General features: G+C 69.0%; 23 protein-coding genes. 15 read left to right on the plus strand and 8 right to left on the minus strand.

Annotated features, from left to right (window positions below; translation table 11 throughout):
* The coding region (locus HR086_RS08115; protein WP_217441721.1) for a hypothetical protein at positions 1-733 on the plus strand (733 nt) is incomplete at its 5' end.
* Positions 734-760: 27 nt separating this feature from the next.
* Here the strand turns inward: HR086_RS08115 and HR086_RS08120 are convergent.
* On the minus strand, positions 761-1,951 hold the full coding sequence (locus tag HR086_RS08120; protein WP_174465303.1) for a hypothetical protein: 1,191 nt from the start codon (positions 1,949-1,951) through the stop codon (positions 761-763).
* A 261-nt stretch (positions 1,952-2,212) separates the two neighbouring features.
* Between HR086_RS08120 and HR086_RS08125 the strand changes: the two genes are divergently transcribed.
* Positions 2,213-2,947 carry a laminin G domain-containing protein gene (locus HR086_RS08125; protein ID WP_174465304.1) on the plus strand — a complete coding sequence of 245 codons (735 nt, stop codon included), beginning with the start codon at positions 2,213-2,215 and terminating at the stop codon, positions 2,945-2,947.
* A gap of 67 nt (positions 2,948-3,014) precedes the next feature.
* On the opposite strand, the gene HR086_RS49400 is transcribed toward HR086_RS08125, so the two are convergent.
* Positions 3,015-4,175 (minus strand): site-2 protease family protein, encoded by a 1,161-nt coding sequence (locus HR086_RS49400; RefSeq protein WP_305794055.1) that lies wholly within the window; start codon positions 4,173-4,175, stop codon positions 3,015-3,017.
* 276 nt (positions 4,176-4,451) lie between these two features.
* Here HR086_RS49400 and HR086_RS08135 point away from each other — a divergent pair, with 276 nt between their 5' ends.
* The 7 genes from HR086_RS08135 (at position 4,452) to HR086_RS08165 (ending at position 11,323) form a co-directional block, all read left to right on the plus strand.
* Positions 4,452-5,159, plus strand: a complete 708-nt coding sequence (locus tag HR086_RS08135) for a Coq4 family protein (protein ID WP_174465305.1) — start codon at positions 4,452-4,454, stop codon at positions 5,157-5,159.
* Positions 5,160-5,209: 50 nt separating this feature from the next.
* Entirely contained in the window at positions 5,210-6,772 is a 1,563-nt protein-coding gene (locus HR086_RS08140) for an acyl-CoA carboxylase subunit beta (RefSeq protein ID WP_141643118.1), read from the plus strand.
* A gap of 120 nt (positions 6,773-6,892) precedes the next feature.
* A complete protein-coding gene (locus HR086_RS08145) occupies positions 6,893-7,504 on the plus strand; it encodes a hypothetical protein (protein ID WP_174465306.1) in 612 nt (203 codons plus the stop codon).
* 94 nt (positions 7,505-7,598) lie between these two features.
* Positions 7,599-9,122, plus strand: coding sequence for an acetyl-CoA carboxylase biotin carboxylase subunit (gene accC, locus HR086_RS08150; RefSeq protein ID WP_174454599.1), 1,524 nt, complete (start codon positions 7,599-7,601; stop codon positions 9,120-9,122).
* A 27-nt stretch (positions 9,123-9,149) separates the two neighbouring features.
* Positions 9,150-9,659, plus strand: a complete 510-nt coding sequence (locus HR086_RS08155) for a biotin/lipoyl-containing protein (protein ID WP_141643121.1) — start codon at positions 9,150-9,152, stop codon at positions 9,657-9,659.
* Between the two features lie 152 nt (positions 9,660-9,811).
* Complete coding sequence (locus HR086_RS08160) at positions 9,812-10,618, plus strand: hypothetical protein (protein WP_174454598.1); 807 nt, start codon at positions 9,812-9,814, stop codon at positions 10,616-10,618.
* 69 nt (positions 10,619-10,687) lie between these two features.
* Positions 10,688-11,323 (plus strand): hypothetical protein, encoded by a 636-nt coding sequence (locus HR086_RS08165; protein ID WP_174459714.1) that lies wholly within the window; start codon positions 10,688-10,690, stop codon positions 11,321-11,323.
* Here HR086_RS08165 and HR086_RS49160 read toward each other — a convergent pair.
* Complete coding sequence (locus HR086_RS49160; protein WP_256433613.1) at positions 11,320-11,448, minus strand: hypothetical protein; 129 nt, start codon at positions 11,446-11,448, stop codon at positions 11,320-11,322. The two genes, HR086_RS08165 and HR086_RS49160, sit on opposite strands and share 4 nt — an antisense overlap.
* 405 nt (positions 11,449-11,853) lie before the next feature.
* Positions 11,854-13,482, minus strand: coding sequence for an LVIVD repeat-containing protein (locus HR086_RS08170; protein ID WP_174465307.1), 1,629 nt, complete (start codon positions 13,480-13,482; stop codon positions 11,854-11,856).
* Positions 13,483-13,752: 270 nt separating this feature from the next.
* On the opposite strand from HR086_RS08170, the gene HR086_RS08175 reads away from it, so the two are divergent.
* Positions 13,753-14,031 carry a hypothetical protein gene (locus HR086_RS08175; RefSeq protein ID WP_174465308.1) on the plus strand — a complete coding sequence of 93 codons (279 nt, stop codon included), beginning with the start codon at positions 13,753-13,755 and terminating at the stop codon, positions 14,029-14,031.
* 77 nt (positions 14,032-14,108) lie between these two features.
* On the opposite strand, the gene HR086_RS48395 is transcribed toward HR086_RS08175, so the two are convergent.
* Positions 14,109-16,244, minus strand: coding sequence for an MXAN_5453 family MXYO-CTERM-anchored protein (locus tag HR086_RS48395; protein WP_254626246.1), 2,136 nt, complete (start codon positions 16,242-16,244; stop codon positions 14,109-14,111).
* Between the two features lie 72 nt (positions 16,245-16,316).
* Positions 16,317-16,799, minus strand: a complete 483-nt coding sequence (locus HR086_RS08185; RefSeq protein ID WP_174454593.1) for a hypothetical protein — start codon at positions 16,797-16,799, stop codon at positions 16,317-16,319.
* 101 nt (positions 16,800-16,900) lie between these two features.
* Here HR086_RS08185 and HR086_RS08190 point away from each other — a divergent pair, with 101 nt between their 5' ends.
* Together HR086_RS08190 and HR086_RS08195 are read left to right on the plus strand one after the other, a co-directional pair.
* A complete protein-coding gene (locus HR086_RS08190) occupies positions 16,901-17,317 on the plus strand; it encodes an EamA family transporter (RefSeq protein WP_141643130.1) in 417 nt (138 codons plus the stop codon).
* 110 nt (positions 17,318-17,427) lie between these two features.
* Positions 17,428-17,943: a YfbM family protein gene (locus HR086_RS08195; RefSeq protein ID WP_141643131.1), complete on the plus strand. Its 516-nt coding sequence runs from the start codon at positions 17,428-17,430 to the stop codon at positions 17,941-17,943.
* A 23-nt stretch (positions 17,944-17,966) separates the two neighbouring features.
* Here the strand turns inward: HR086_RS08195 and HR086_RS08200 are convergent, their stop codons facing one another.
* Positions 17,967-18,740, minus strand: coding sequence for a TSUP family transporter (locus HR086_RS08200; protein WP_174454592.1), 774 nt, complete (start codon positions 18,738-18,740; stop codon positions 17,967-17,969).
* Positions 18,741-18,884: 144 nt separating this feature from the next.
* Here HR086_RS08200 and HR086_RS08205 point away from each other — a divergent pair, with 144 nt between their 5' ends.
* From HR086_RS08205 to yhbY, 3 genes are all read left to right on the plus strand, one after another.
* Positions 18,885-19,697 carry a hypothetical protein gene (locus HR086_RS08205; RefSeq protein WP_141643133.1) on the plus strand — a complete coding sequence of 271 codons (813 nt, stop codon included), beginning with the start codon at positions 18,885-18,887 and terminating at the stop codon, positions 19,695-19,697.
* A 960-nt stretch (positions 19,698-20,657) separates the two neighbouring features.
* Complete coding sequence (locus HR086_RS08210; protein WP_373564277.1) at positions 20,658-22,637, plus strand: DnaJ domain-containing protein; 1,980 nt, start codon at positions 20,658-20,660, stop codon at positions 22,635-22,637.
* A 62-nt stretch (positions 22,638-22,699) separates the two neighbouring features.
* The gene (yhbY, locus tag HR086_RS08215) at positions 22,700-22,990 is read left to right on the plus strand and encodes a ribosome assembly RNA-binding protein YhbY (protein WP_141643135.1); all 291 of its coding nucleotides are present in this window, start codon (positions 22,700-22,702) and stop codon (positions 22,988-22,990) included.
* Between the two features lie 21 nt (positions 22,991-23,011).
* Here yhbY and HR086_RS08220 read toward each other — a convergent pair whose 3' ends face one another.
* The gene (locus HR086_RS08220; protein ID WP_174465310.1) at positions 23,012-23,800 is read right to left on the minus strand and encodes a crotonase/enoyl-CoA hydratase family protein; all 789 of its coding nucleotides are present in this window, start codon (positions 23,798-23,800) and stop codon (positions 23,012-23,014) included.
* Positions 23,801-23,817 lie beyond the last annotated feature (17 nt).

The following is a 23,817-nucleotide window of genomic DNA, read 5'->3' on the forward strand; positions in this document are numbered from 1 at the left end:
TCCCCCTCCCCTCACCGAGACACCACCACCGGAGCCCGGGGCCGCCGCATCACCCGCAGCGCCCGACCCGAAGGCCGTCGTTCCACAGCCCGCACCCGACCCACTTTTCGTGGTGGCGGTCGAGAAGCTCCTGGATGAGAGCCGTTCCTACAAGGACTTCGACAAGGAGGTGCGAGCGACCTTCTTGAAGGTCTTCCTGAACAAGAAGTACGAGACCCCCGAGAACTTCGCGCTCTTGAAGAGTTACACGCGAAAAAAGGTGCTCGCCGCGCTGCTCCCCGAGGAGGATGTCCAGAAAGCCGTCGAGGGCCCGCCCCCAGTGCCGAAGGAAGCCAGGGCTTTCGAGAAGACACTGGAAAAGACCTTCAAAATGGCCATCGAAACAGGCCTGGAGAACCTGCGGACGAAGCTCACGGAGACAAAGGACGCCTGGGCGAAGGCCCCACACACCCTGCAGATCAATGGAAGGCACGCGAGGTACCTGAAGGATGGCCTTGAGCCCTGTGACTTCGGCGCGTGCGGCTTCAGGTTCGACTACATGCTGGCCGAGACAACCCGGGCCAACATGGAAGCCTTCGTGTCGAAGCTGGGTGGCCGGGACTGGAATGCGCTTTTCCCCGAGGATGCGCCCCTCCCGCCACCTCCATCCCCCAAGCCCAAGAAGCAGGCTCCCTCCAAGTCAGCAGGGAAGAAGGACAAGCCCCCTCCCCCCTCGGCCGGCGCACCCAAGTAGCCCTGAGCCTGGAGCCTCGCGAGAGATTCAATCGTCGGCGGTCTGCTCCCGGTACAGCACATCCACCCCCACGACGTACCACCCGTCCTCGACACGTGCCCAGTGGACCCGGAAGTTGGAGAACGAGTCCGGTCTCTTCGGAGGAGCGATGGGGTCGAACACATAGCCCTTTGCGCCGGGTGCCGGGACGAGACGGAACAGCTCGCGCTGCACGCTCGCGCCGGCCGTATTCCCGGCAAGGTCTTGGCTAAAGCGACTCCACCCGCTCGTGATGTGATGCATGTTGAACTCCTCCTCGGGCGGGGGCAGCGGCCCGTTGTGGGGCACCCGCGAGTAGGCGCGCAGCCGAGCCGGTACCCCGCTTTTTTCAGGCGGTAGAAGCTTGAACACCAGGTTCGGCTTGGCCATGAACTCCGCCAAGGTGGGCGCCAGCTCGCGGTGCGTCCCCAGGAACGTCGGCAAGAAGCGCTCTTCGGGCCCTCGGAACACCGGGACGAAGCCACCCAGGCACAGGTCGCGGTACCTGCTCCCAGGCCATACCGTCAGCACCGTCAGCCGCGCGGACTTCACGGCGAACTGGCGCCGGTAATGGACGTAGATGGCCCCGCCCGCCGGGAAGTCGCGGGGGAAGTCCAGCACGTAGTCCAGCTTGCGCCCCTCGGCGAGCTTCAACTCCAGCCGCGCCTTCCTCGGACGCGCGTTGGCCTTGTAGAGCTTCGCGGACTTCGGGTTGCCCGGCGTCACCAGGAAGGAATGCACCGGCGTGTCCGGTGGGAAGCTCAGCTCCACCCACTCCCCGGCTCCGCTGCCCTTCGCCCCTTCCGCCCAGACGGTGCCGGGGTCCTCGTCCAGCAGGTTGGCCGGCCCATAGCGACCGGGCTCCCTCCCTTCCACCAGCACCGATGACGCCGTCACGGTGACGGACACGCCATGCAGCTTCACCTCCACCCGCCTTGCATCCGACGGCCCGGCGTCGGGAGTCTCCGCGGGGCCTGGTGCGGCCGAAGCGGCCTGCCCCGCGTCGGCGGGCTCGGATGGGCCCAGGCCGCCCGAAACGGTCTGCCCGGCATCGGGAGCGCCGGATGGGCCCAGCCCTCCGGCCTCCGTCCTCCCCGCTTCGGCGGACTGCCCCCAGGCCCCCGTGCTCAGCAGGACGCAGCCCAGGATGACCCTCGGGTCCCACCAGCGCGTGCCACCCCTCCAGCTGTCATCGGACATGAGCGCTCCTCAGGGCTCTGGACGTCGGGCGCCGCCCTTCATTCAGCGGCGGCCTTTCCCGCCCATCGTACGGCACCCTCACAAGAACGGCGATGCGCGTGGACGGCGTGAATCCGGGGCAGTGCCAATGGTGACGATGATGCTGACGTCGGTGACAGCGGCACCTCATTCGCTGCACCGCGCCCGCGTCGAGTGTGCCGGAACGAGAGGCTATCCTCGCCTCGTCGTACCCACACTCCAACAGGACAACGAGAACACCTCATGACCCTGACGACACAGCCCCGACGGATGGCGAAGCAGACCGCGCTCGCGATGTTGGTGCTGGCCCCCGTGGCGGCCGGCGCGGTGAGCCAGAAGCTGCGCTACAAGTTCGACGCGGTGACCAACCCCGTCGCCACCGTGGTGGACGACAGTGGCAAGGGACGCACCGGCACCGTGCAGACGGCGAACGGCGCCACCGTCGTCCCCGTGACGGGCTTTGACGGCCTGGGCATCAAGTTCCCCGCAGTGTGTGACGGCACGGGCTGCCCGCTCGCGAACGTCACCACCCCCGACTCGGCCAGCCTCAATCCCGGCACCGCCCTCTTCACCTTCGGCGCCCGGGTGCGCCTCACCCTCGCGGACCTCTCCTCCGTCCACGGCTCCAACCTCGTACAGAAGGGACTCGCGAACACGGCCCAGTGGAAGCTCCAGCTCGATGACGCCGTGCTCGGCAAACCCAGTTGCGTCGTGCGCACCACGGGCGGCGCGGACGTCATCATCGTCAAGTCCTCGGTCGGCGTCGCCGACGGCACCTGGCACAAGGTCGCCTGCCAGCGCACCAGCACCACGCTCACCATCCTCGTCGACAACGTCGCGCGAGGCAGCGCGCTGCTCCCATCCACCTACGACATCAACCCCGTGGGCCAGCCCGTCAACGTGGGCGCCAAGAGCGTCGGCAACAACAACGACCAGTACCACGGCGAAATCGACGACGTTTACTTCAACATCGACTGAACCCCGCTGAACCCCAAAGGCACGTCGAGCCTCCGAATCACAAACACCTCGGAGGCTCGACCTTCCGTCACGCCGGCCGCTCCTGCCGCCAGCGCCGCGCATCGCGCTCGGCACGCTCCTCGCGCGTCTGCAGCAGCATCATCCCCCGCTGCACGTCATCGACGTCGAGCGTCCCCACCAGCCGCCCATCGGCATCCACCACCGTGAGAAGCTGCGCCGAGTTCTCCGCCAGCCGTCGCACCGCCTGCCATCCATCCTCGTCCAGGCGCACCACCTGCACGGGCCGCATCACCTCGCGCGTCAGGCGACGGATTCGGTCCGCCTCCGACACCGCGCGCACCGCCTCCACGTCCACCAGCCCCACCGGCCGCCCGTCCTCCGTCACCGGCAGCGCCGTCTGCCGTTCGCGTCGCAAATCCCACAGCGCCTGCTCCAGCAACGCCCCTGCCTCCACCCCCGCCCCGCGCGGCGTCATCAACTCCGACACCGACACCCGCTCCAGCAAGGCCTTCATCCGCACCTGCCGCGACTCGCCCTCCGCCCCCATGAAGATGAAGAAGGCGATGACGAACAGGAACGGGTTGAACGACACCACGCCCCACAACGCGAAGAGCACCGCGAACCCACGCCCCACCAGCGACGCCACCCGCGTCGCCCGCACCGGCCCCATCCGCCCCGACAACACCGCCCGCAGAATCCGCCCGCCATCCATCGGGAACGCCGGCAGCAAATTGAACAACCCCAGGAACAGGTTGAGGCTCGCCAGATAGAAACACGCGAACTGGAGGTTGAACGAGGTCGTCCCCTCCACGCCCCATGTCGCAAGACCGAACAATCCCGCCAGCGCCAGGCTCGTCAGCGGCCCCACCAGCGCCATCAAGGCTTCGTCCCGAGGCCGGGGCGGCGCCTCCGACAACTCCGACACCCCGCCCACCATCATCAGCGTAATCGAGCGGACCTGCCCGCCCCGCGCCAGCGCATAGAACGTATGCGCCAGCTCGTGCACGAAGACCGACGCGAACAACCCCACCGCCACGCCCAACCCCCACAACATGGGCGAGCCCATCAGTTGCTCAGGAGGGACCTCGGCCACCTCCGCCGCCCGCCGGAACGCTCCGCCGAACAGATACGCCAGCAACGGCAGAACGAGCAGCAGCGAGTAGTGGACCCGGATGGGGATGCCTCGCAGCGAGCCCACCTTCAATGCACCCCGTGACTCGCGCATCATCGCCTCCTCGCGAAGGGCGCCAGCACCGCGAGGGCACTCCCACGGCCTGCGCCCCCTGCTCGCCTCCTTCAAGGTCCGTCCCGCACCCGATGCGCGCACGGTGCCGGGAATGACTCGTTCGCCCGTCTGCCTCCTGAGTGTCCGCTCCCGGGCCTCCAGGTCCCCGGATGTCCACCGACGAGCACCCCACCACCACGCACGCTCCCGCCGCGCGAAACGCCGGCTACCGTTCCTCCGCTCGGTCCCTGGCCGAGTCCACCTTCCCCCGGAGGACCCATGCGCAACCCCCTCACGCTCGCACGCGAAGCCTGGAGAATGGTGCGAGTGCTCCAGGACCCGAATCGTCTCCAGGACATCATCGACCTGGCCCGGGTCCTCGCACCGCCCATGGCCATGCGCCGCCTCGTGGAGCGGCTGATGCAATCTCCCACCGCCGCGCGCGCCTTCGTCGAGCGCCCCCGCGTCGGAATGCTTCCACTCGCCACGCTGCGCACGCTGCCCGAAGGAACCCTTGGCCGCGCGTTCGCCGACCACCTCGCCCAGAACGGCCTGGACCCCAACGCCCTGCCCCGCCGCGAGGCCCACACCGACGAGGACTACGTCCGGGCCCACCTGCTGGAGTCGCACGACATCTGGCACGTGCTCACCGGCTTTCGCACCGACGTGGCCGGAGAGCTGGGCGTCCAGGCCTTCAGCCTGGCGCAACTGGGCAGCCCCTTCGCGTTGGGCATCCTCACCGGGGGCCTCGCCAACACCCTGCTCTACGCCTTCTCCGAGCGCGACGCGCGCATGCAGGCCCTCACCCGGGGCTGGGTGCTGGGGCGACTGGCGCGGCCCGTGTTCGGCACCCCCTGGCGCGAGCTGTGGGAGGTCCCCCTTGTTGACGTTCGCCAACGCTTCGGCCTGGACCTGCCAACAGTGGACGCCCTGCTCCCCGCCCTGGCGCCCCCGGTGAAGAGGGACCCCTCTCGCAGAGCGGCTTGACGCGAAGCCGGACAGCGCGCGAGCCGCTCAATCGTGCTAGAGGGCGGCCCATGGACGAGACCTCCGAGAAGGACCCCCTCCGCGCACGCCTCCAGCAGATGGAGCAGCAGGCCGAGCTGGGTGGCGGTGCCGACCGCATCGCCAAGCAGCACGAGGCCGGCAAGCTCACGGCCCGCGAGCGCATCGACCTGCTCCTCGACCCCGGCTCCTTCTGCGAGCTGGACAAGTTCGTCACCCATCGCTCCACCGACTTCGGCATGGGCGACAAGAAGATTCCGGGTGACGGCGTCGTCACCGGCTACGGCACCGTCGAGGGCCGCCAGGTCTTCGTCTTCGCCCAGGACTTCACCGTCTTCGGCGGCTCGCTGTCCGGCGCCTATGCCCAGAAAATCTGCAAGATCATGGACATGGCCACCCGCGTGGGCGCGCCCGTCATCGGTCTGAACGACTCCGGCGGCGCGCGCATCCAGGAAGGCGTGGAGAGCCTCGCCGGCTACGCGGACATCTTCCTGCGCAACACCCTGGCCTCGGGCGTGGTGCCCCAGATTTCGCTCATCATGGGGCCGTGCGCGGGCGGCGCGGTGTACTCGCCGGCGATCACCGACTTCATCATGATGGTGAAGGACACCTCGTACATGTTCATCACCGGCCCGGACGTCATCAAGACGGTGACGCACGAGGAGGTGTCGAAGGAGTCGCTGGGCGGCGCGCTGACGCACAACCAGAAGTCCGGCGTGGCGCACTTCGCCGCGGAGACGGAGCAGGCCGCCATCGTCATGACGCGCGAGCTGCTCTCCTTCCTGCCCTCCAACAACCAGGAGGACCCGCCGGCCCAGCCGTGTGACGACGACCCGTTCCGGGCCGAGGAGTCGCTCAAGACGATTGTCCCGAGCAACCCCAACAAGCCCTACGACATCAAGGACATCATCAAGGCCGTCGTCGACAACAAGCACTTCTTCGAGGTGCAGGAGCACTTCGCGCGCAACATCGTCGTGGGCTTCGCGCGGATGAACGGCAAGAGCGTGGGCATCGTCGCCAACCAGCCCGCGTTCCTCGCCGGCGTGCTGGACATCGACGCCAGCGTGAAGGCCGCGCGCTTCGTGCGCTTCTGCGACTGCTTCAACATCCCGCTGATTACGTTCGTGGACGTGCCCGGCTTCCTGCCCGGCACCGACCAGGAGTGGGGCGGCATCATCACCCACGGCGCCAAGCTGCTGTACGCCTTCGCCGAGGCCACCGTCCCCAAAATCACCATCATCACCCGCAAGGCATACGGCGGCGCGTACGACGTCATGGCGTCCAAGCACATCCGCGCGGACATCAACTACGCCTACCCCACCGCGGAAATCGCCGTCATGGGGCCCGAGGGCGCGGTCAACATCATCTTCCGCAACGAGCTGCTCAAGGCGAAGGACGCCGCCGCCGAGCGCACGAAGCTGGTGAATGACTACCGCGAGAAGTTCGCCAACCCCTTCAAGGCGGCGGAGCTGGGCTACATCGACGAGGTCATCCGCCCCGAGGAGACCCGCACCAAGGTCATCCGGGCGCTGGAGATGTTGAAAGACAAGCGTCAGGAAAACCCGCCGCGCAAGCACGGGAACATCCCGCTGTAGGCTCCTTTCAGGCCCCTGGACGCCTGCTCTCCCCCGGCTGGAGAGCAGGCAGGCTCGCGGCGCTCGGGAAATTCTCGTGCGCCGCGCGGGCTTTCAGGTGGCCAGGAAAGGAACCCCCATTTGCCCCACCGCCGACTTCTTCTCTTTCTCGCCGACGTCGAAGGAAACCTCACCGCCGTGCGCCAGACGCTCAAACGCGTCTGCGAGGCCGTGGAACTGCCCACGCCCGAGGTGAAGTGGGTGGAGTCACCCCCGGAGGGACTGGCCGATGGCGGCTGGCACGCCGCCGAGGTGGCCCTGCCCCCCGCCCCCGGTCGCAAGGCCCGCAAGTCCGAGCAGCCCTTCCTGGAGGAGCAGCTCGACGCCATGTCCCAGGCGCTGTCCCAGGACTTCCGGGAGCGCGTGCTGGGCATCTTCGTGGACCGGGAGCACAGCTACGCCCGCACGTGTGTCAGCGGCCCGGGCCGGCCCGCCAAGGCCGTGGAGGGTGAGGTGCTGGACGTCATGCGCCAGGCCGCTCGCTGGCTGGACGTGGAGACGGGCTTGTTGGCGCGGATGCTGGGGGGTGGCAACACCGCGCGCAACCTCCTGGCCGCGGCGGTGGACTTCGGCGGCGAGCCGAACGCTCCTCCGGTCAAGCCCCCGGAGCCGGACGAGGATGACCGGTTCGTCGAGGCCAAGCTGACCCAGGCGCGCGCCTATATGGAGCAGTACCGCAGCGCCCGGAAGTAGGCCGTCACGGGCACCGGATGACCACGCCCCTTGCAGGGGCGTGAACGCCATCCAACCCAGGCAAACCGGGTCGGCCCGTGGTAGACGGGCGGCCATGCCCAAGATCCGCAAAGTGCTCGTCGCCAATCGCGGCGAGATCGCCATCCGGGTGATGCGCACCTGCAAGGAACTCGGCATCGCCACCGTGGCGGTGTACTCGGAAGCAGACCGCTCCGCCCTGCACGTTCGCACCGCGGACCAGGCCTTCTTCGTCGGGCCGCCGCCCTCCCGCGAGAGCTACCTGGTCCAGCAGCGCATCCTCGACGCCGCCAAGGCCGCCGGCGCGGACGCCATCCACCCCGGCTATGGCTTCCTCTCCGAGAACGCCTCCTTCGTGCGCGCCTGCGAGGCCGCTGGCATCACCTTCATCGGCCCGCCCGCCGCCGCCATGGACGCCATGGGCGAGAAGACCCGCGCCCGCGCCAACATGATCAAGGTCGGCGTGCCCGTCGTCCCCGGCACCACCGAGCCCATCGCCACCGAGGCCGAGGCTCGCGAGTACGCGCAGAAGATTGGCTTCCCCATCATGCTCAAGGCCGCCGGCGGTGGCGGTGGCAAGGGCATGCGCCGGGTGGAAGGCATGGGCGACTTCGAGTCCGCGTGGCGCTCCGCCAAGAGCGAGGCGCTCAACTCCTTCGGCAACGACGCCGTCTACATCGAGAAGTATCTCGAGAAGCCACACCACGTCGAAATCCAGGTGTTCGCCGACACGCACGGCAACGTCATCCACCTGAACGAGCGCGAGTGCTCGGCGCAGCGTCGGCACCAGAAGGTCGTCGAGGAGACGCCCAGCCCCATCCTGACGCCGGAGCTTCGCGCGCAGATGGGCGAGGTCGCCGTGAAGGCGGCCAAGGCCGTCAACTACGTGGGCGCGGGCACGGTGGAGTTCCTGGTCGACGTGCACCGCAACTTCTACTTCCTGGAGATGAACACCCGCCTCCAGGTGGAGCACCCGGTGACGGAGTGGGTGACGGGGCTGGACCTCGTCGCGCTGCAAATCAAGGTCGCCGAGGGCGAGAAGCTGCCGCTCCTGGAGGCGCCCACGCCTCGCGGCCACTCGATTGAAGTGCGCGTGTACGCGGAGGACCCGTCGCGCAACTTCATGCCCAGCCCGGGAAAGATTACGTACCTGCGCGTGCCGGGCGGCCCCAACGTCCGTGACGATTCGGGCGTGTTCCCCGGCTACACGGTGCCCAACTTCTACGACCCGATGATTTCCAAGCTGTCCGTGTGGGCCCCCACGCGGCGCGAGGCGATTGCCCGGGCCCAGCGCGCGCTGTCCGAGTACGTGGTGAAGGGCATCACCACCAACATCCGCTACCTCAAGGCGATTCTCGCGCACCCCGAGTTCATCGAGGGCGACTACGACACGGGCTTCCTCGGCCGCGAGCACACGACGCTGCAAGGCGTGGAGGACCCGAAGCTGAGCGAGATGGCCCTGTTGGCCAGCGCGGTATACGCGCACCAGCGTGACGCGAAGCGCGCCAGGACGATGCCCGGAGGCAAGGCGGGCGCGGCCGACGCGAGCAGTGGTCGCATCAGCCCGTGGCGCCTGGCGCTGCGCTCCCGCCGCCGGTAACCCCACCTCCGAGCTCACGAGACTTCCATGCGCTATTTCACGAAGCAGCAGGGACAGAAGGAAGCGGTGCCGGTGGACCTGGAGGCCCTGGGGGGCGACAGGTACAAGCTGACCGTCAACGGCGTCACGTATCAGGTGGACGCGCTGGCGCTCGAGCACGGCACCATGAGCATGCTGGTGGACGGCCAGTCCTACAGCGCCGAGTTCGAGGAGAGCGGCGACGAGGTCGGCGTGCTCCTGCGCGGGCAGGTGAGCCGCTTCGACGTGGCGGACGAGCGTCGGCTGCGGCTGCGCGCGGGCACGGCGGCCTTCTCCGTGGAGGGCAAGCAGCTCGTCACCGCGCCCATGCCCGGCAAGGTGGTGAAGGTGCTGGTGAAGGTGGGCGACGAGGTGAAGGAAGGCCAGGGCCTCGTCGTGGTGGAGGCCATGAAGATGGAGAACGAGCTCAAGAGCCCCAAGGCGGGCAAGGTGACCGAGCTGTTCGCCAAGGAAGGCACCACCGTGGAGAACAACGCGAAGCTGGTCATCGTCGAGTAGCGGCCCCCCGTCGGGCGCGGCGCGCCCATTGCTCGCGCGGCGGCCCCATCAGCTACCCGTACCAATCACTGCCGTACACTCGCAGTACGGCCGGCGCTCCAGTCTCCGTCCTGGTTTGTTTGGACGCAAACCACATGGCAGAGTGGAGCGCCATGAAGTCATTTCGTCGGAGAGTCCTGCTCGCGGCCCTGGGCACGGCACTGTCGGCGTGCGCGTCACGGCCCGCGCCCCCGGTGCAGCACTACTCGTTGGGAATGTCCCGAGCGGACTACCGGGACTATGGCGGCGCCAAGTCCGACCCCTGTGACGCCGAGCCGCGCTGGTTGTCGGATGAGCTGACCGCGGTCAACGGCCTGCTGGCGCGCTTCGTCACCGGCACGGAGAAGCTCGCCACGCCGGAGGCGCCCGAGCACGCGCAGCAGGTGGAGCTGGTGAAGGAGGCCCAGGGCTCGCTGCCCCGGGTGCTGGACATCCACGAGAGCAACCTTCGGGGTCTGGCGCGGTGCGGCTTCAAGGACCGGGGCGCGTTCCCGGAGATTTCGCGCCGGGGCCAGGAGCTGCTGAAGGAAGCGCGGACACGGCTGGCGGAGTCCGACGCGGTCCTCGCGGCGGCGGCCGTGCGGACGACCCAGGAGAAGTGGAAGGAGGAGTCGCCCCAGCGGGAGAGCACCGCGCGCGGCACCTGGTGCACGGCGGACCCGAAGGTGGGTGAAGCGACGGTGTTCTACGCGCGCCAGGGCCTGGACGGCGGCACCACATGGCAGTTCTGCGACGGGGCCCGCGTGGAGCAACGCAGCGGAGCGGAGCCGACGTTCGTGGAGCCGGAGGGACTCAACCGGAGAGATCGCCGCAAGGTCCAGCCTCCTCGCTACCTGGAGGCCGCCGCCAACTTCCCCGCCGAGGAAATCGACCGGCCTCCGGATGGAAGCGCCCCGAAGAGCGCCTCACCGGAGCCCTGACGTTCTAGAGTCCTGGACTCCACTGGGCACCGGGCCATCCCGGTCGCCCCCTTCTCAGGGCTCGCCGTCATGCGACACGCCGCCGTCGTCGCCATCGCGCTCCTCTTCAGTCTGCCCGCGCTCGCCGCAAGGCGCGAGGGCACTTGCGAGGTCCGGGTGACCGTGGGCCTTCCGCTCACCTTCACGGGCAAGGGCGGCACCCAGGCCGCCGCCTCGGACCACTGGATGACCCCCGAGGAAGTGCGCCAGCTCCTCACGAAGGCCTCCAGCAGGGCGAAGGCCTCCCAGAAGGCCCAGGCCGCCATGGAGAAGCAACTGGCGCGCGGGGGCACCATGGCGGGGCCCCTGTCCCTGCACTGCATGAGCCCCGGGAGCGGCGCGATGGCCGCGAGCCTCAGCATCCTGCCTGGCAAGAACACGAAGGCGACCATCCCCTTCAAGCCCGGCACGTACTCGCTCGTGACCTTCGACGAGAAGCCCGGTGAGCTTCCCGTGGCGCTGAGCCTCAAGGGCATCAACTACATGCTGACCAAGCCGGGCGTGCTGGTGCTCACGAAGTTCGACGGCACCGGCGTCGCGGGCACGTTCAAGTTCAGCGCGACGACGCACAGCTCCGCGAACAAGCCGGGCGCCACCGTCCGCAACATCCAGGTCGCGGGCACCTTCGACTTCCCGTGCCCCATGAAGTCGAGCATCTGCCGCTAGCCCGGCGCCGCGAGCAGGCCCAGACGTCGCCAGTGCGCCAGGTAGCGACCCAGGAGCCCGGCATCCATCTTCCGGAAGCCGGCGTCTCGCCCTTCGAGCGCGTGGAACGTGTTGTGGGCGTTCATGGACCGGCATCCCAGCGTGTCGTCTCGCCCGCGTAGACCTGCTCGTACAGCATGGGCACCAGCGGGCAGAGCGCGTTGTCTGCCACGCGCGCGTCGCGGGCGCTTCGCCACACCGGGCCTCATCCGCCAGCGTCCCGGTGAGCAGCACCTCCGCGCCAAGTCCGTCAGCACGGAGCCGATGCGCTCCGGCGGATGCCGCAGGTCGATGGGCACACACGTCGCGCCGAGATTGCAGCGCACCACCTGCGCCACAATCGCCTCGATGCCCCGCCGCAACCCCACGGCGACCGGCGTCGCATCCTCCCAGGTCCCTCGGCGCGCCCGCGAGTCGATGCGCGCGCCGGTTCAGCGCGTCATGCGCGACGCGCTTCATTCGTTCGCCCGGACGTCGTGGAGCACCGCGGCTCAGAGTTCGTTGAAGATGAGCAGTCCGCGCGCGGACTCGACGACGTAGAGGAAGCCATCTCCCGGAAGGCGGATGCCGAAGGCGCCCTGGAAGATGCTGTCCGTGCGCGTCGCATCCTCCTCTCGGAAGACGTTGTAGTGGGCCACCTGCCGAGGCTGGGTGGGATTGGCCACGTCCAGCACGCGCAAGCCCTCCTGATACCAGGCGATATACAGGCGCGTGCCTTTCAGAATCATGTTGTGGATGGAGGACACGGGCCGCAGGCGGTGCTCACCAATCTTGATGATGTGGGCGGGGTCTGTGACATCGAGCACACGCAGATGGGAGCCTGCGAACTCTCCTCCCTCGAAGGCGATGGTGCGACCCGCGAACGTGCCCACCGCGCTGTGGTGGGAGTACACATCCGGGTAGCTGTACTGACCCAGGTGTTTCACGTCGTCGAGCCGGGTGATGTCCATGATGGAATAGCCCCCCTGCGCGTTGCTGATGTAGAGCCGCCCCTCGTACACGAAGGTGTCGTGGGGGCCGCCCGCGGAGAGTTCCTCCGACAGGGAGATGCTCTGCAACAGCACCGGCTCCAAAGGCTGGGTGAGGTCGTAGATTTCCGTCCGGCCCTCGTTGGACGTGGCGTACAGCCGGTCGCCCTCGACCAGGACGGTGTGGACGCCATAGTCACCCGCCCACAGGCCCCGCACGAAGACCGGCTCCGCGGGCTTGGAGATGTCATAGACGATGACGCCCGCGACATCGCTGGCGATGTACAGCGCATCTCCCTTCGACCAGACGCCGTTCCAGTAGTTGTCTCCGGGCAGGCTGATGGACGTCTTGAGGACCGGGTGCGCCTTGTCAGTCACGTCGAAGACGGTGAGCCCACCGGGCTGTTCGGTGAGGGAGTCGGACACGGAGACGACATAGGCGTGGTTCCTGGTGACGTAGATGTCCACCGGCCGGCCGAGCAGCACGCGCGACTCCGAGACGAGCGTCAGGCCTCCCGAGGACTCCGGCTCGCCCACGGGCCAGGTCATGCGATGGGCCTCGAAGGTGCCGCTCTGGCTCACCGTCCCCGCGAGGTTGCACGTCACGTAGCACCCGGTGAGGGTCTCTGGCGTGGGCCGCTGGCAACCGGCATACAGGCGCGACACCGCGGTGCCCGTTCGCGAGCCCGAGGTGATGAAGAAGGTGCCGCCCTCGGTCGTCCGGGTGATGAACGGCCGCGAAGCCAGCGTGCCGCCGCCCGCGCCGTCCAGCTTGAAACCGATGCCGACGCCGAACATCACCTGCGTCCCGCCATCCGCCAGTCTCGACTCGTAGCGCTGTCCCGCCTGGTAGATGCCCTCCTGAGGCACGAGCGCCAGCGCGTCCGAGTCACAAGCCGACAGGTCGAAGCTCCCGAGCCCCAGGCCGTCGCACCGCAGGGGAGTCCCCTGCTCACGCAAGGAACAGGGCGCGTACGGCCCCCGGTCCGACCAGTTGCCATGCTCCTCCAGTGGCGTGGCGCCCCCATCCCAGGCGCCGGGTTCCACTCCGGCATCGGGGGTCCCCTTCGGAGTGTCGTCACAGGCGGACAGGACGCTCCCTCCCAGCAGACACGACAACAACCAGACACGGGCGCGAACCAACGACGTCATGAGACACCTCGGTGAGGGGACTGTCGGGGTACGAAAGCCTGTGTCATTCACGGTCGCCCCACTCGGAGGCGCCGGGCCAATGCTTGTCAGATGAAGCCCATCTCCCGACCTGGGCTCGAGCCACAGCCGAGGAGACGTCTTCCGGTCCTGGAATTGCAGCCTGAGTCCCAGAACTCCGTTGAGACAAGAGCAGTCTGGGTACTCCCGCGACACACCGAGACGTCGGGCTACGCTGAGCCCGTGGTCCCCTTTCACAGCAAGGAGCTGTCCATGAATGCTCGCCGCATCCGCTCGTTCGTCCTGGCCTCGTTGTCTGGGATGGCCCTTCTGGCCTGTGGCGTGGGCGCTCCCGAGGTCGAGCCCGTGAGCCCGGAGACGACCGACAGCGAGGCCTCCACCCAGGCCCAGAGGTCCTGCGCGGACGAGTGCTACCAGGCCAACTTCTGGTGCGAGGTCCAGTGTCAGGCGACGAGCGAGCAGTGCGCCGCGGCCATCTCCATCTGTTACGACTCGTGCAACCGCGGCGTCGGCCCCTGGCTGCCCTGCTGAGTCGGAGCACCGCCGCCCGGGTGAGGTGAGCTGCCCACCCGGGCGTGGCGTCATGACCTCAGAAGAGGTCCAGCGTCTCAGTGACCGCGCGGACCTCTTCGACGGCGCGCACCGAACCAGGCCAGGCCGAGGAACATCCACGGCAGGAGCGCGGAGGAAGGCGTCGACTGGCAACCGCAGCCGCCGCTGTCGGGCCTGGGCCCCGCACCGCCCGCGTCCACGGCTCCGCCGTCCTGACCACTCGGACACCTGCCTCCGTCACAGCGTGGAGTCCCGCTGTCTTCCTGGCCGGGGCACTCGCCTCCATCGCAGCTTGAAGTTCCGCTGTCTCCCTCGCCGGGGCACTCACCGCCGTCACAGCTTGGAGTTCCGCTGTCCTCCTGGCCGGGGCACTCACCGCCGTCGCAGCTTGGAGTTCCGCTGTCTTCCTGGCCGGGGCACTCACCGCCGTCGCAGCTTGGAGTGCCACTGTCTCCCTCGCCAGGACACTCACCGCCGTCGCAGCTTGGAGTGCCACTGTCTCCCTCACTGGGACACTCACCTCCGTCGCAGCGTGGAGTTCCGCTGTCTCCCTCGCCGGGACATTCGCCGCCGTCGCAGCTCGGAGTGCCACTGTCTCCCTCGCCGGGGCACTCACCTCCGTCGCAGCGTGGAGTGCCACTGTCTCCCTCGCCGGGGCATTCGCCTCCGTCGCAGCTCGGAGTGCCACTGTCTCCCTCACTGGGACACTCACCTCCGTCGCAGCTTGGAGTTCCGCTGTCTCCCTCGCCAGGACACTCACCACCGTCACAGCTCGGAGTGCCACTGTCTCCCTCGCCGGGGCACTCGCCTCCGTCACAGCTTGGAGTTCCGCTGTCTCCCTCGCCGGGGCACTCGCCTCCGTCGCAGCCAGCGTCCGGTTCTTCGCCAGGTCCCGCATCCACGCCACCATCCGCGGGCGGCGCGAAGTACGCCTGTGCCACGAAGATGGCGGTGCCCCACTCCTCCTGGTCATTCTCCGGTGGCGCCAACCCCGCGACGACGGACACATCTCCTCTCGGACTGATGCTCACGCTTCCCGCGAACACCGGGTTGCTCGGCGTCTCCTGGTCGACACGCGCCGGACCCTGGTCCGAATCGACGATGTCGTGCTCCGACACCACCCGCTTGAGCGTTCGCCCATCGCTCACCCACACCGCGCGCCGACTGTTGCTGTCGATGGCGCGAAAGACGATGAGCCCCTCGTCGTTCATGTCCGGAGGGAAGAACTCCACCTCCTTGATGCCTCCCTGCCCGTTCTGCGCCACCACCCGCAGCTCCGCGCCATCCCACAGGAAGACCGTCGTGAGGTTCGGTCCCGCCCCGACCCTCGCCGTCGCGATGAAGGCGACGCGCCCCAGGTTGTCGAACGCGGGCTGCACCGAAGCAAACCGGTAGATGGGCGAGCCCGCATCCCGGCCCCGCGACTGCGCGATGAGCCGGGACGTGCCATCCGCGCTGAAGACTCGCAGCTCCTGGTAGTACTCAGACCCTCCAGGCGCCACGTCTCCCACGCCCGCCATCTGTCCCAGGTCGTTGAACGCTGGCGAGTAGAGGAACTCGTAGGGACTCGTGTCGTCGAGCGTCTTCTCCTTCGCCAGATACGTCGTCGTCCAACCCGCCCCCTGCGGCGTCAGCACCACGTAGCCACGGCCGACGAAGTTGAAGTTGGCTCGGAACCCGAGCTGCCCCGAATCATTGAGCGCAAGGCTGGACCAGTCCGACGCCCCGAGCGGCTCGCGGATGATGCGCACGTCGTTCGGCGCCTCGGTGCGCAGCAGATAGATGCCATTGCTCGTCACGGCACTGGCCCCCGTGACGGCGAACGCGACGAGCCCCGCCGAGTTGAACCCCGGGTCGCTCGCGCGCGCATCCTCGCCCAGGTCCGGCAACAGATAACGGTGATGGCCCGCGGCGTCGCTTCCCCACCAGATGGCGTTGGGCCCCTCGGGAGTAATCGACAACCGGAACGCCACCCTCCCATCCGAGACCACCGGGACCTGAAGACTCCCCGCGAGCAGATTGCCCGGCTTCAGGTTGTAGGCACCGGATGCATTGCCCAACATGTTGGTGCGAGCCTGAAGCTGGAGCGTGTAGTGCTCCGGCAACTCCCCTCGCGCACTGGGAGCCAGCGTCAGCACTCCCATCCCCAACGACACCGCGGTCTGGCGCAGCAACGTCCGTGCTCGTCGCATCCACGTCACGTCACACATGGGTGGAACCCCCGCTGCCTGTAGGGCGCGAAGGCTACCACTCAGGGGCCGTGCTCATGGGACTGCGAGTGGAGCGCTCGCCGGTTCCTCCGACATGCTCAAGTCGATGGTGAGCAGACCGCCCGCCGCGAGCGAGCTCGTCAAACAGGACTCCATGTAGCCCGCCCCGCGAGCACAGACGGTCAACCGCCCCGAGGGGACAGCGACAAACTCGGCCATGCCGTTCGCGTCCGTCCGCAGTTGCTCCGGATGCACGACGCGGGGCCTCGTCTCCCGCATGATGCCCACCGTCACGCCTCGCAGCGGATGCCCACTCCATCTCTTCAGGGCCCGGAAATGAACGCGCCCCAGCTCCTCCGGCCTGGGCGGCGGAGGCGGGGGAAGCGCCTTGTCGGAAGGCGGCTCCACGGGCGGCGATGCCTTCTCCACCACGCGGTGCGGCGTCGGAGGACTCAGCTCACGCCGCAGGTACGCCGCGAGCGAGAGCGACAGCACGACTCCCGCGATGGCGACAGTCCATCGACCCCCTGGTGCCATCCGGTGGTCTCTCCTGGGACCACCATTGCGAGAGCGCGGCGGTCGACGCTCGAAAGACTAACATCGCGGTTCCAGAGTGCGCTCGCGGTCGGGAGGTCTTCATGTCGTGGTGGGTCTATGCCTTGCTCTCCGCCCTCTTCGCGGCGCTCACCGCCGTGCTGGCGAAGGTCGGCGTCGAGGGTGTTCCCTCCACACTCGCCACGGCCCTGCGCACCTGCGTCGTCCTCGTCTTCGCCTGGGGCATCTCCCTGGCCCGGGGAGAACACGCCGCCCTGCCGTCCTTGAGCCGCAAGACGCTGCTGTTCCTCGCGCTGTCGGGCATCGCCACCGGCCTGTCGTGGCTGGCCTACTTCCGCGCCCTCCAGCTCGGGCCGGCCTCGCGCGTGGCGCCGCTCGACAAGCTCAGCCTGCCGCTGACCGTGCTCCTCGCCGTCGTCCTCCTGCACGAGCCGCTCTCGTGGAAGCTGGGGGCGGGCGTGGCGCTGATGGTGGCGGGCGCCCTGCTGACCCTCCGCTGAACGATGGAGCACCCGGCCCCGCATCGAAATTCCGCGACATCACCCGGGACTGGTAGGGTCCCTCGCCGCTCACGATTCCCCCCGCTTCCGCGGCACACGAGGTCCCCCGCATGGAGATGCTCTGCACCTTGCGCAGCGTCACGGAGGCGCAGCGCGACGCCTTGCTTCAGGCCCCCAAGCGCCTGGACGACTTCCTCGACGACGAGGAGGACTTCGGAGACCCGAAGGGCGGAGCATTCCTGGAACTGGACATCGGCGAGGCCTGGCACGGCCTCCAGTACCTGCTCACCGGGACGCCCTGGGAGGGCAGCGCGCCGCTGGACTTCCTGGTGCGCGGCGGCGTGGACGTGGGCGACATCCCCTCGGATGAAGGCACCGCGCGCGTCTTCTCGCCCGAGCAGGTGAAGGTGCTCGCCTCCGCGCTGCGCGAGGTGTCCGAGAACACGCTGCGCCGCCGCTACGACGCGGTGGAGATGCAGGCCCAGGACATCTACCCCGGCACGTGGGAAGAGCCGCCCGACGACTCGGACCCGCTGGAGGAGATGGTCTCCTACTTCGACGAGCTCCAGAAGTTCATGGCCCAGATGGGCAAGCGCGGGGACGCGCTGCTGGTGCACATCGGCTGAAGCCATCGGGGGCGAGCCCCACTTCAGCCCATCACCACGTCGCGCCCCAGCTTCAGCACCAGCGCCAGCACCACGGCGAGCACCACCTTGCGCACCAGCGTGTCGCCGCCCTTCACCGCCAGGTGCGCGCCCAGCCACGCGCCGGTGAACTGCGCGGCGGCCATGGGCAACGCCACCTTCCAGAGCACCACGCCATTGAGGGCGAAGAGGGCCATGGACGCCAGGTTGGACGCGAAGTTCACCACCTTCGCGTCGGCGGAGGCGCGGGCCAGTCCGTGGCCCAGCAGCGTGTTGAAGCCGACGATGAGGAAGGTGCCCGTCCCCGGACCGAAGAACCCGTCGTAGGTGCCGACGGCCAGCGCGATGAGCGAACCGATGGCGAGCGCGCGCGGCCGGGGTGAGGGCTCCGTCCTGGCCCCGGAGGCAGGCGTCCGCCGGAACGCGAGGAACACGGCCACCGCGATGAGCAGCACGAGCACCAGCGGCTTGAGCACCTCTGGCTTCACCAACAGCACCAGCGCGGCGCCGGCGAACGCACCTCCCAGGCCGAAGGGGAACGTCACGCGCGCCAGCCTCCAGTCCACCAGCCCCGAGCGCGAGAAGCGGACCAGCGCGGCGAACGAGCCGAAGACGGACTGCCCCTTGTTGGTGCCCAGCGCCACGTGGGGCGGCAACCCCACCGTCAGGAGCGCGGGCAGGGTGATGAGCCCGCCACCTCCCGCGATGGCGTCCACCAGGCCCGCGACCAGCGCGGCGACGCACAGCAGGAGGAGTTGCTGCGCACTGACGTCCACCATGAAATCCACCTGGGTGTCTCCCTCGGCTCGAACGGCGCCTGGGTACCACGCGCCCGAAGCGCCGTCGCGCCCGCCCGCTTCTTGCGTCACCGCGCGCCTTGGGCGTCAATGCCTCCGCGACACTCCCCTGCTTCCGAGGTCACCATGCTCGCCTCCCTCGTCACCTTGCTGGCGCTCACGCTGGCCTCGGCACCGCCGTCGCAGGACCCCAACGCCCCCTCCTGCCGCTCCATGAACAGCCAGGTGGCCTGTGGTTATGGGTGCAAGTCGGACTCGAACCGGGCCCGGTGCGCGCAGACGCCGCAGGGGCGCTGTCAGGTGGTGGACGGCCAGGCGGTGTGCTTCGACCCGCCGGCCTACGTGGTGAAGGCGTACGGCGCCTCGCTGCCGGACCCCGAGTGCAAGGCCATCGATGGCGTGGTGGCGTGTGGCTACAACTGCGCGACGCAGCCGGGTCGGGTGAAGTGCGCGAAGTCTCCGGCCGGGGTGTGCCGAGGTCGCAGCGGCGAGGTGGAGTGCTTCGACCCGCCGGCCATCGTCTTCGCCGTCTACGGCAAGGACACGCCCCGCGCGGACTGCCGCAGCAACAGTGTGGAGCTGACGTGCGGCTACAACTGCCTGAACGTCCCGGAGGGGGTGCGCTGCAACAAGACGCCCGCGGGGGTGTGCAAGATGGCGAGTGGTCGCATCACCTGCTTCGACCCGTCTCCCGCCGCGCTCTGCGCCTGGAAGCGCACCTTGCCCGCGCCCGAGTGCCGCAACAGCGAGTCCGGGCCGGTGTGTGGCTACGGGTGCACCACCGCGTTCTCGAAGTCGGCCTGTGCGTCCACGCCGGCGGGGCTGTGCAAGGTCTTCGACAGTGAGGTGTTCTGCTTCGACCCCCCGGCCGAGCAGCAGGCGGACGCGGCGTGCCTGTCCGTGCTGGGGCTGGCCACCCTCGACGGCGCCACACCCTGACGCCCTGTATGAGCACTCTGCCCCGTCGTCTGCTTTGACCCTTCCGGGGAGAGCGGTAGGGTTCCATCTTCTCGCAGCTCGAACGGAGTAGAACCGCACATGGCGGAGGGTGACGTCCGTCAATATTGGGTTCGCAACGACAGGGGCACCTTGTGGGGGCCCCTCACCCTGCCGACCATCGAGCTGCTCATCGACAGCGGCTCCATCAAGGGGAAGCTCCAGGTCTCCGAGGACGGGCGCAACTTCGCCTTCCCCTGGCGATTCCCCGAGGCCCGCGACACCTTCCCCCGGGAGCTCTGGGGTGACGGAGCGCCCGACGCGCCCCAGCAGGCGCCGAGCGCGCCCATGGCAAGCCCCGGTGCGAACCCCGGTGGAATGCCCATGGCCGGTCCGGGTGCGAATCCGGGTGGAATGCCGATGGCCGGTCCGGGCACCGCGCACATGGCCGGCCCTGGTGCGAATCCCGGTGGAATGCCGATGGCGGGCCCGGGTGCGAATCCTGGCGGAATGCCGATGGCCGGTCCGGGCACCGCGCATATGGCGGGACCCGGTGCGGTCGCGAGAAGCACGCCTGGGTCAGCTCCGATGGCAGGGCCCGGAACGCGGCCTGGAGATCCTCGCGCCCCAGGCAACCCGGGCGTTGGCGCGCCACAGGGAGCACGCCCCGGAGTTCCGGGTACCGCCGCTCCCGGAGCGCCGAACGTCGCCGCGCGTCCTGCCCCGGGAGTCCCGCCCGGCGTCGCAACGGCCCCCGGGCGGCCTCCCATGGCCACTGCGCCTGGAGTACCGCAAGCGCCCGGAGTCGCTCCGCAGGCGGGAGTTCCCACCGCGGGCACCCGTCCCGCCGGTGCACCGCAAGCGCCCGGAGTCGCTCCGCATGCAGGTGTGCCCGCGACCGGCGCACGCCCCGTGGCACCAGCGCAGCAGGCCCCCGCGACTCCCGGAGCGCAGCAGGCCCCCATGGGAGCCGCTCCGCAGGCGGGAGTTCCCGCTGCTGGCGCGCGCCCCGTCGCGGCCGTCACAACGGAGGCCGCCCCCTACGCGGTGCCAGCCCAGGGACAGCTGGAGCAGACCTCGCCGCTGAACCTCTACGGGCGCGTCGCCATGGCGGAGCAGACGGGCCTGCTCACGCTGACGCTCTCGGACCGCGTCGCCCTGATTCACTTCCGCAAGGGCAACCCGGAGTTCGTCGACTCGACCCATCCCGAAGATGCGCTGGGCACGTCGCTGATGGGTGGGCGACTGCTCACGCCCGAGCAGCTCCAGCAGGCCGAGTCCGCGAAGGACCGCTTCGGTGGAGACCTGCTCGCCGCGCTCTTTGGTCTGGGACTGCTGCAACCCGCCAGCGCGTTCGCCATCCTGGCGCAGCGCGCCGCCAGCATCCTGTTCAAGGCCCTGCGCACCGAGGCGGGCACGTTCACCTTCGAGGTCCGCGAGCTGGCTGGCAACAAGGCCATGCCGCTCGGCAACCGGTGGGCCGTGCTCAGCGACACCGTGCGCCGCATGCCGTCCACGGAGCTCAAGCGCCGGCTCATGCCGGTGCTCCAACTGCCCATCATGAAGTCGGGGGGCATGGTCGCCGCGAGCGAGCTGCGCCTCACCCCGCATGAAGTCCGGGCCCTCACCGTCATCGACGGCGTGCGCTCGGTGAACCAGCTCCTCACCGACTTCCCGCAGGACGCCGACCACCTGCTGCGCCTCGCGTTCCTGCTACGAGAGCTGGACGCCGTGTCCTTCGCCGCCGTGGCCCCGCAGCCAGGAGCCGGGGCGCACCCCGGTCCTGCTGCCGCGAGTCCACAAGCCGCCCCGACCGGTCCCGCACCCACGGCGGCCCAGGCACCTCGTCCCGGAAACCCTCCAGGTGTTGGAGCGGCCCCGGCTGGAGCAGCCCGCCCTGGCAATCCTCCCGGCGTCGGCACCGCCCCTTCGGGAGCGGCGACTCCTGGCAATCCTCCCGGCGTTGGAGCGGCCCCGGCCGGAGCCGCTCGCCCTGGCAATCCCCCAGGCGTGGGCACCGCCGCCACTGGAGCCGCCCGTCCCGGCAATCCTCCCGGCGTTGGAGCGGCCCCGGCTGGAGCCGCTCGCCCTGGCAATCCTCCAGGCGTGGGCACCGCCGCCGCTGGAGCCGCGCGTCCTGGCAATCCCCCAGGAGCCGCGCCCCGTCCCGCGGGTCCTCCGGTCGTCGGTTCAGCGGCGCCCACGGCGGGCCCAGGCACGGCCCGTCCCGCGCCGCCCACCGTCACCGCCAATGCCCCGGGCTCGGACGAGATTCCGTCGCTGCGCCAGCTCGTCATGGCGCTCAAGCAGCAGAACCACTTCCAGCGGCTGGGGCTCTCGGAGCAGGCGGACTCGAGTGCCGTGAAGGTCGCCTACTTCCGGCTCGCCAAGCTCTACCACCCGGACACGCTTCCGCAGGGCGCGCCTCCGGAGCTGGAGAAGCTCAAGGCCGAGGTGTTCGCCTACATCGGCGATGCCTACCGGATGCTGTCCGACGACAAGAGCCGTGCGTCCTATCTGGAGGAGGTCAAGAGCGGCGGCGCGGGAGCGGAAGTCGACATCAACGCCATCCTCCAGGCCGAGGAGCTCTTCCAGAAGGCGTGCATTCTCGTGAAGGCGCGCAAGTTCCCCGAGGCCGTGAAGATGTTGAACGAGGCCATCCAGCTCAACGCGGAGGAGGCCGAGTTCTACGCGTGGCGGGGCTATGCGCGGTTCTTCACGGCGGCGGACAAGAAGGCGGCTCAGCCGGAGGCGTTCCGGGAAATCCAGAACGCCATCAAGCGCAATGAGCGCTGTGCGCCCGCGCACTACTTCCTCGGGGTGATTGCGAAGCTGTCGGGGGACGTTCCGGGCTCGCTCAAGCACTTCAAGCGGACAGTGGAGCTTCAGCCAGACCACATCGACGCGCAGCGGGAGATTCGCATGGCGGCCCAGAAGAAGTAGGGTGCGCCCCCCGTCCGGGAGGGGCCTGGGGCCCCGCCGGACGAGTCGAAGGAGATAGCAACGTGCCGCTCACCGGGAAGCAACGCCGCCATCTGCGCGCGCTCGGACACCACCTGGAGCCGGTGGTCATCGTCGGTCAATCCGGCGTCACCGAGGGCGTCATCGCCGCCGTCGAGCAGGCGCTGCATGACCACGAGCTCATCAAGGTGAAGATCAACGACGGTCCGGAGACGCGCCAGGAAGCCTCCGCGCGCATCGCCGAGGGCACGGGCGCCGACCAGGCCCAGCTCCTGGGCCGCACCGCCCTGTTCTTCAAGAAGCGCAAAGAGGACTCCAAGTTCGAGAAGTTCTGACGGACCGCGCCCGGGGCCGCCTCACTTGCCGGTGAAGCGGGCCTCGCGGCGCTCGAGGAAGGACTGGACGCCCTCGGCGGCGTCCTCCGTTCCCGCCAGCCGCAGCAGTTGGGGCAGCAGCGCGCGCGCCGCCGCCTCGGGCCCCTCGTGCACCGCCTGTCGCGCGGACGCGAGCGTCGCCTGGACCCCCAGCGGCGCCTGCTTCGACACCGTCTCCGCCAGGGCCAGCGCGCGCTCCAGGTGACGGCCGCGCTCGACGACTTCCTGCACCAGTCCCATCCGGTAGGCCTCGCGCGCGTCGAACTCGTCGCCCGTGAGCAGCCAGCGCATGGCATTGCCCCATCCCGCCCGTTGCGGGAAGCGCAGGGTGGCGCCGCCGAACGGGAAGATGCCGCGTTTGATTTCAATCTGTCCGAAGCGTGCGTCCTCGGAGGCCACCGCGATGTCCGCCGCGAGGATGAGTTCGATGGACAGCGTGAGGCACAGGCCCTGGACGGCGACGATGAGCGGCTTGGTCCTCAGCGCTCCCTGGATGCCCCACGGGTCGATGGCGCCCTCGGCGTAGAGCGGCTCGCCACTGGAGAGGGCGGGCGCGACGCTCGCCAGGTCCAGGCCCGCGGAGAAGTGGTCGCCCACCGCGAAGATGACCATGCACCGCACGTCCGGATGACGGTCCGCCTCGGTCACCGCGGACGACAGTCCCCGCAACATGCCGACGTCGAACGCATTGCGCTTCTCCGGCCGGTGGATGCCGATGAGGGCGAGGTGACCGCGCACTTCCAGGGTGATGCGAGGATCCGATGGGCTCATGGGGCGCTCCACGGTGA

This window comes from Myxococcus sp. CA039A (assembly GCF_013336645.1).
GTDB classification, from domain to species: Bacteria; Myxococcota; Myxococcia; order Myxococcales; family Myxococcaceae; genus Myxococcus; species Myxococcus llanfairpwllgwyngyllgogerychwyrndrobwllllantysiliogogogochensis.

Bases quoted from the DNA above. Each gene is read 5' to 3' on its own strand.
- HR086_RS08170 (WP_174465307.1), bottom strand. From the start codon at position 13,482: ATGACGTCGTTGGTTCGCGCCCGTGTCTGGTTGTTGTCGTGTCTGCTG.
- HR086_RS08210 (WP_373564277.1), top strand. From the start codon at position 20,658: ATGGGAGCCGCTCCGCAGGCGGGAGTTCCCGCTGCTGGCGCGCGCCCC.
- HR086_RS08220 (WP_174465310.1), bottom strand. From the start codon at position 23,800: ATGAGCCCATCGGATCCTCGCATCACCCTGGAAGTGCGCGGTCACCTC.
- HR086_RS08120 (WP_174465303.1), bottom strand. From the start codon at position 1,951: ATGTCCGATGACAGCTGGAGGGGTGGCACGCGCTGGTGGGACCCGAGG.
- HR086_RS08135 (WP_174465305.1), top strand. From the start codon at position 4,452: ATGCGCAACCCCCTCACGCTCGCACGCGAAGCCTGGAGAATGGTGCGA.
- HR086_RS08185 (WP_174454593.1), bottom strand. From the start codon at position 16,799: ATGGCACCAGGGGGTCGATGGACTGTCGCCATCGCGGGAGTCGTGCTG.
- HR086_RS08205 (WP_141643133.1), top strand. From the start codon at position 18,885: ATGCTCGCCTCCCTCGTCACCTTGCTGGCGCTCACGCTGGCCTCGGCA.
- HR086_RS08125 (WP_174465304.1), top strand. From the start codon at position 2,213: ATGACCCTGACGACACAGCCCCGACGGATGGCGAAGCAGACCGCGCTC.
- HR086_RS08175 (WP_174465308.1), top strand. From the start codon at position 13,753: ATGAATGCTCGCCGCATCCGCTCGTTCGTCCTGGCCTCGTTGTCTGGG.
- HR086_RS08200 (WP_174454592.1), bottom strand. From the start codon at position 18,740: ATGGTGGACGTCAGTGCGCAGCAACTCCTCCTGCTGTGCGTCGCCGCG.
- HR086_RS08160 (WP_174454598.1), top strand. From the start codon at position 9,812: ATGAAGTCATTTCGTCGGAGAGTCCTGCTCGCGGCCCTGGGCACGGCA.
- HR086_RS48395 (WP_254626246.1), bottom strand. From the start codon at position 16,244: ATGCGACGAGCACGGACGTTGCTGCGCCAGACCGCGGTGTCGTTGGGG.
- HR086_RS08195 (WP_141643131.1), top strand. From the start codon at position 17,428: ATGGAGATGCTCTGCACCTTGCGCAGCGTCACGGAGGCGCAGCGCGAC.
- HR086_RS08155 (WP_141643121.1), top strand. From the start codon at position 9,150: ATGCGCTATTTCACGAAGCAGCAGGGACAGAAGGAAGCGGTGCCGGTG.
- HR086_RS08140 (WP_141643118.1), top strand. From the start codon at position 5,210: ATGGACGAGACCTCCGAGAAGGACCCCCTCCGCGCACGCCTCCAGCAG.
- HR086_RS08190 (WP_141643130.1), top strand. From the start codon at position 16,901: ATGTCGTGGTGGGTCTATGCCTTGCTCTCCGCCCTCTTCGCGGCGCTC.
- HR086_RS08165 (WP_174459714.1), top strand. From the start codon at position 10,688: ATGCGACACGCCGCCGTCGTCGCCATCGCGCTCCTCTTCAGTCTGCCC.
- accC (WP_174454599.1), top strand. From the start codon at position 7,599: ATGCCCAAGATCCGCAAAGTGCTCGTCGCCAATCGCGGCGAGATCGCC.
- HR086_RS49400 (WP_305794055.1), bottom strand. From the start codon at position 4,175: ATGATGCGCGAGTCACGGGGTGCATTGAAGGTGGGCTCGCTGCGAGGC.
- HR086_RS49160 (WP_256433613.1), bottom strand. From the start codon at position 11,448: ATGAACGCCCACAACACGTTCCACGCGCTCGAAGGGCGAGACGCCGGC.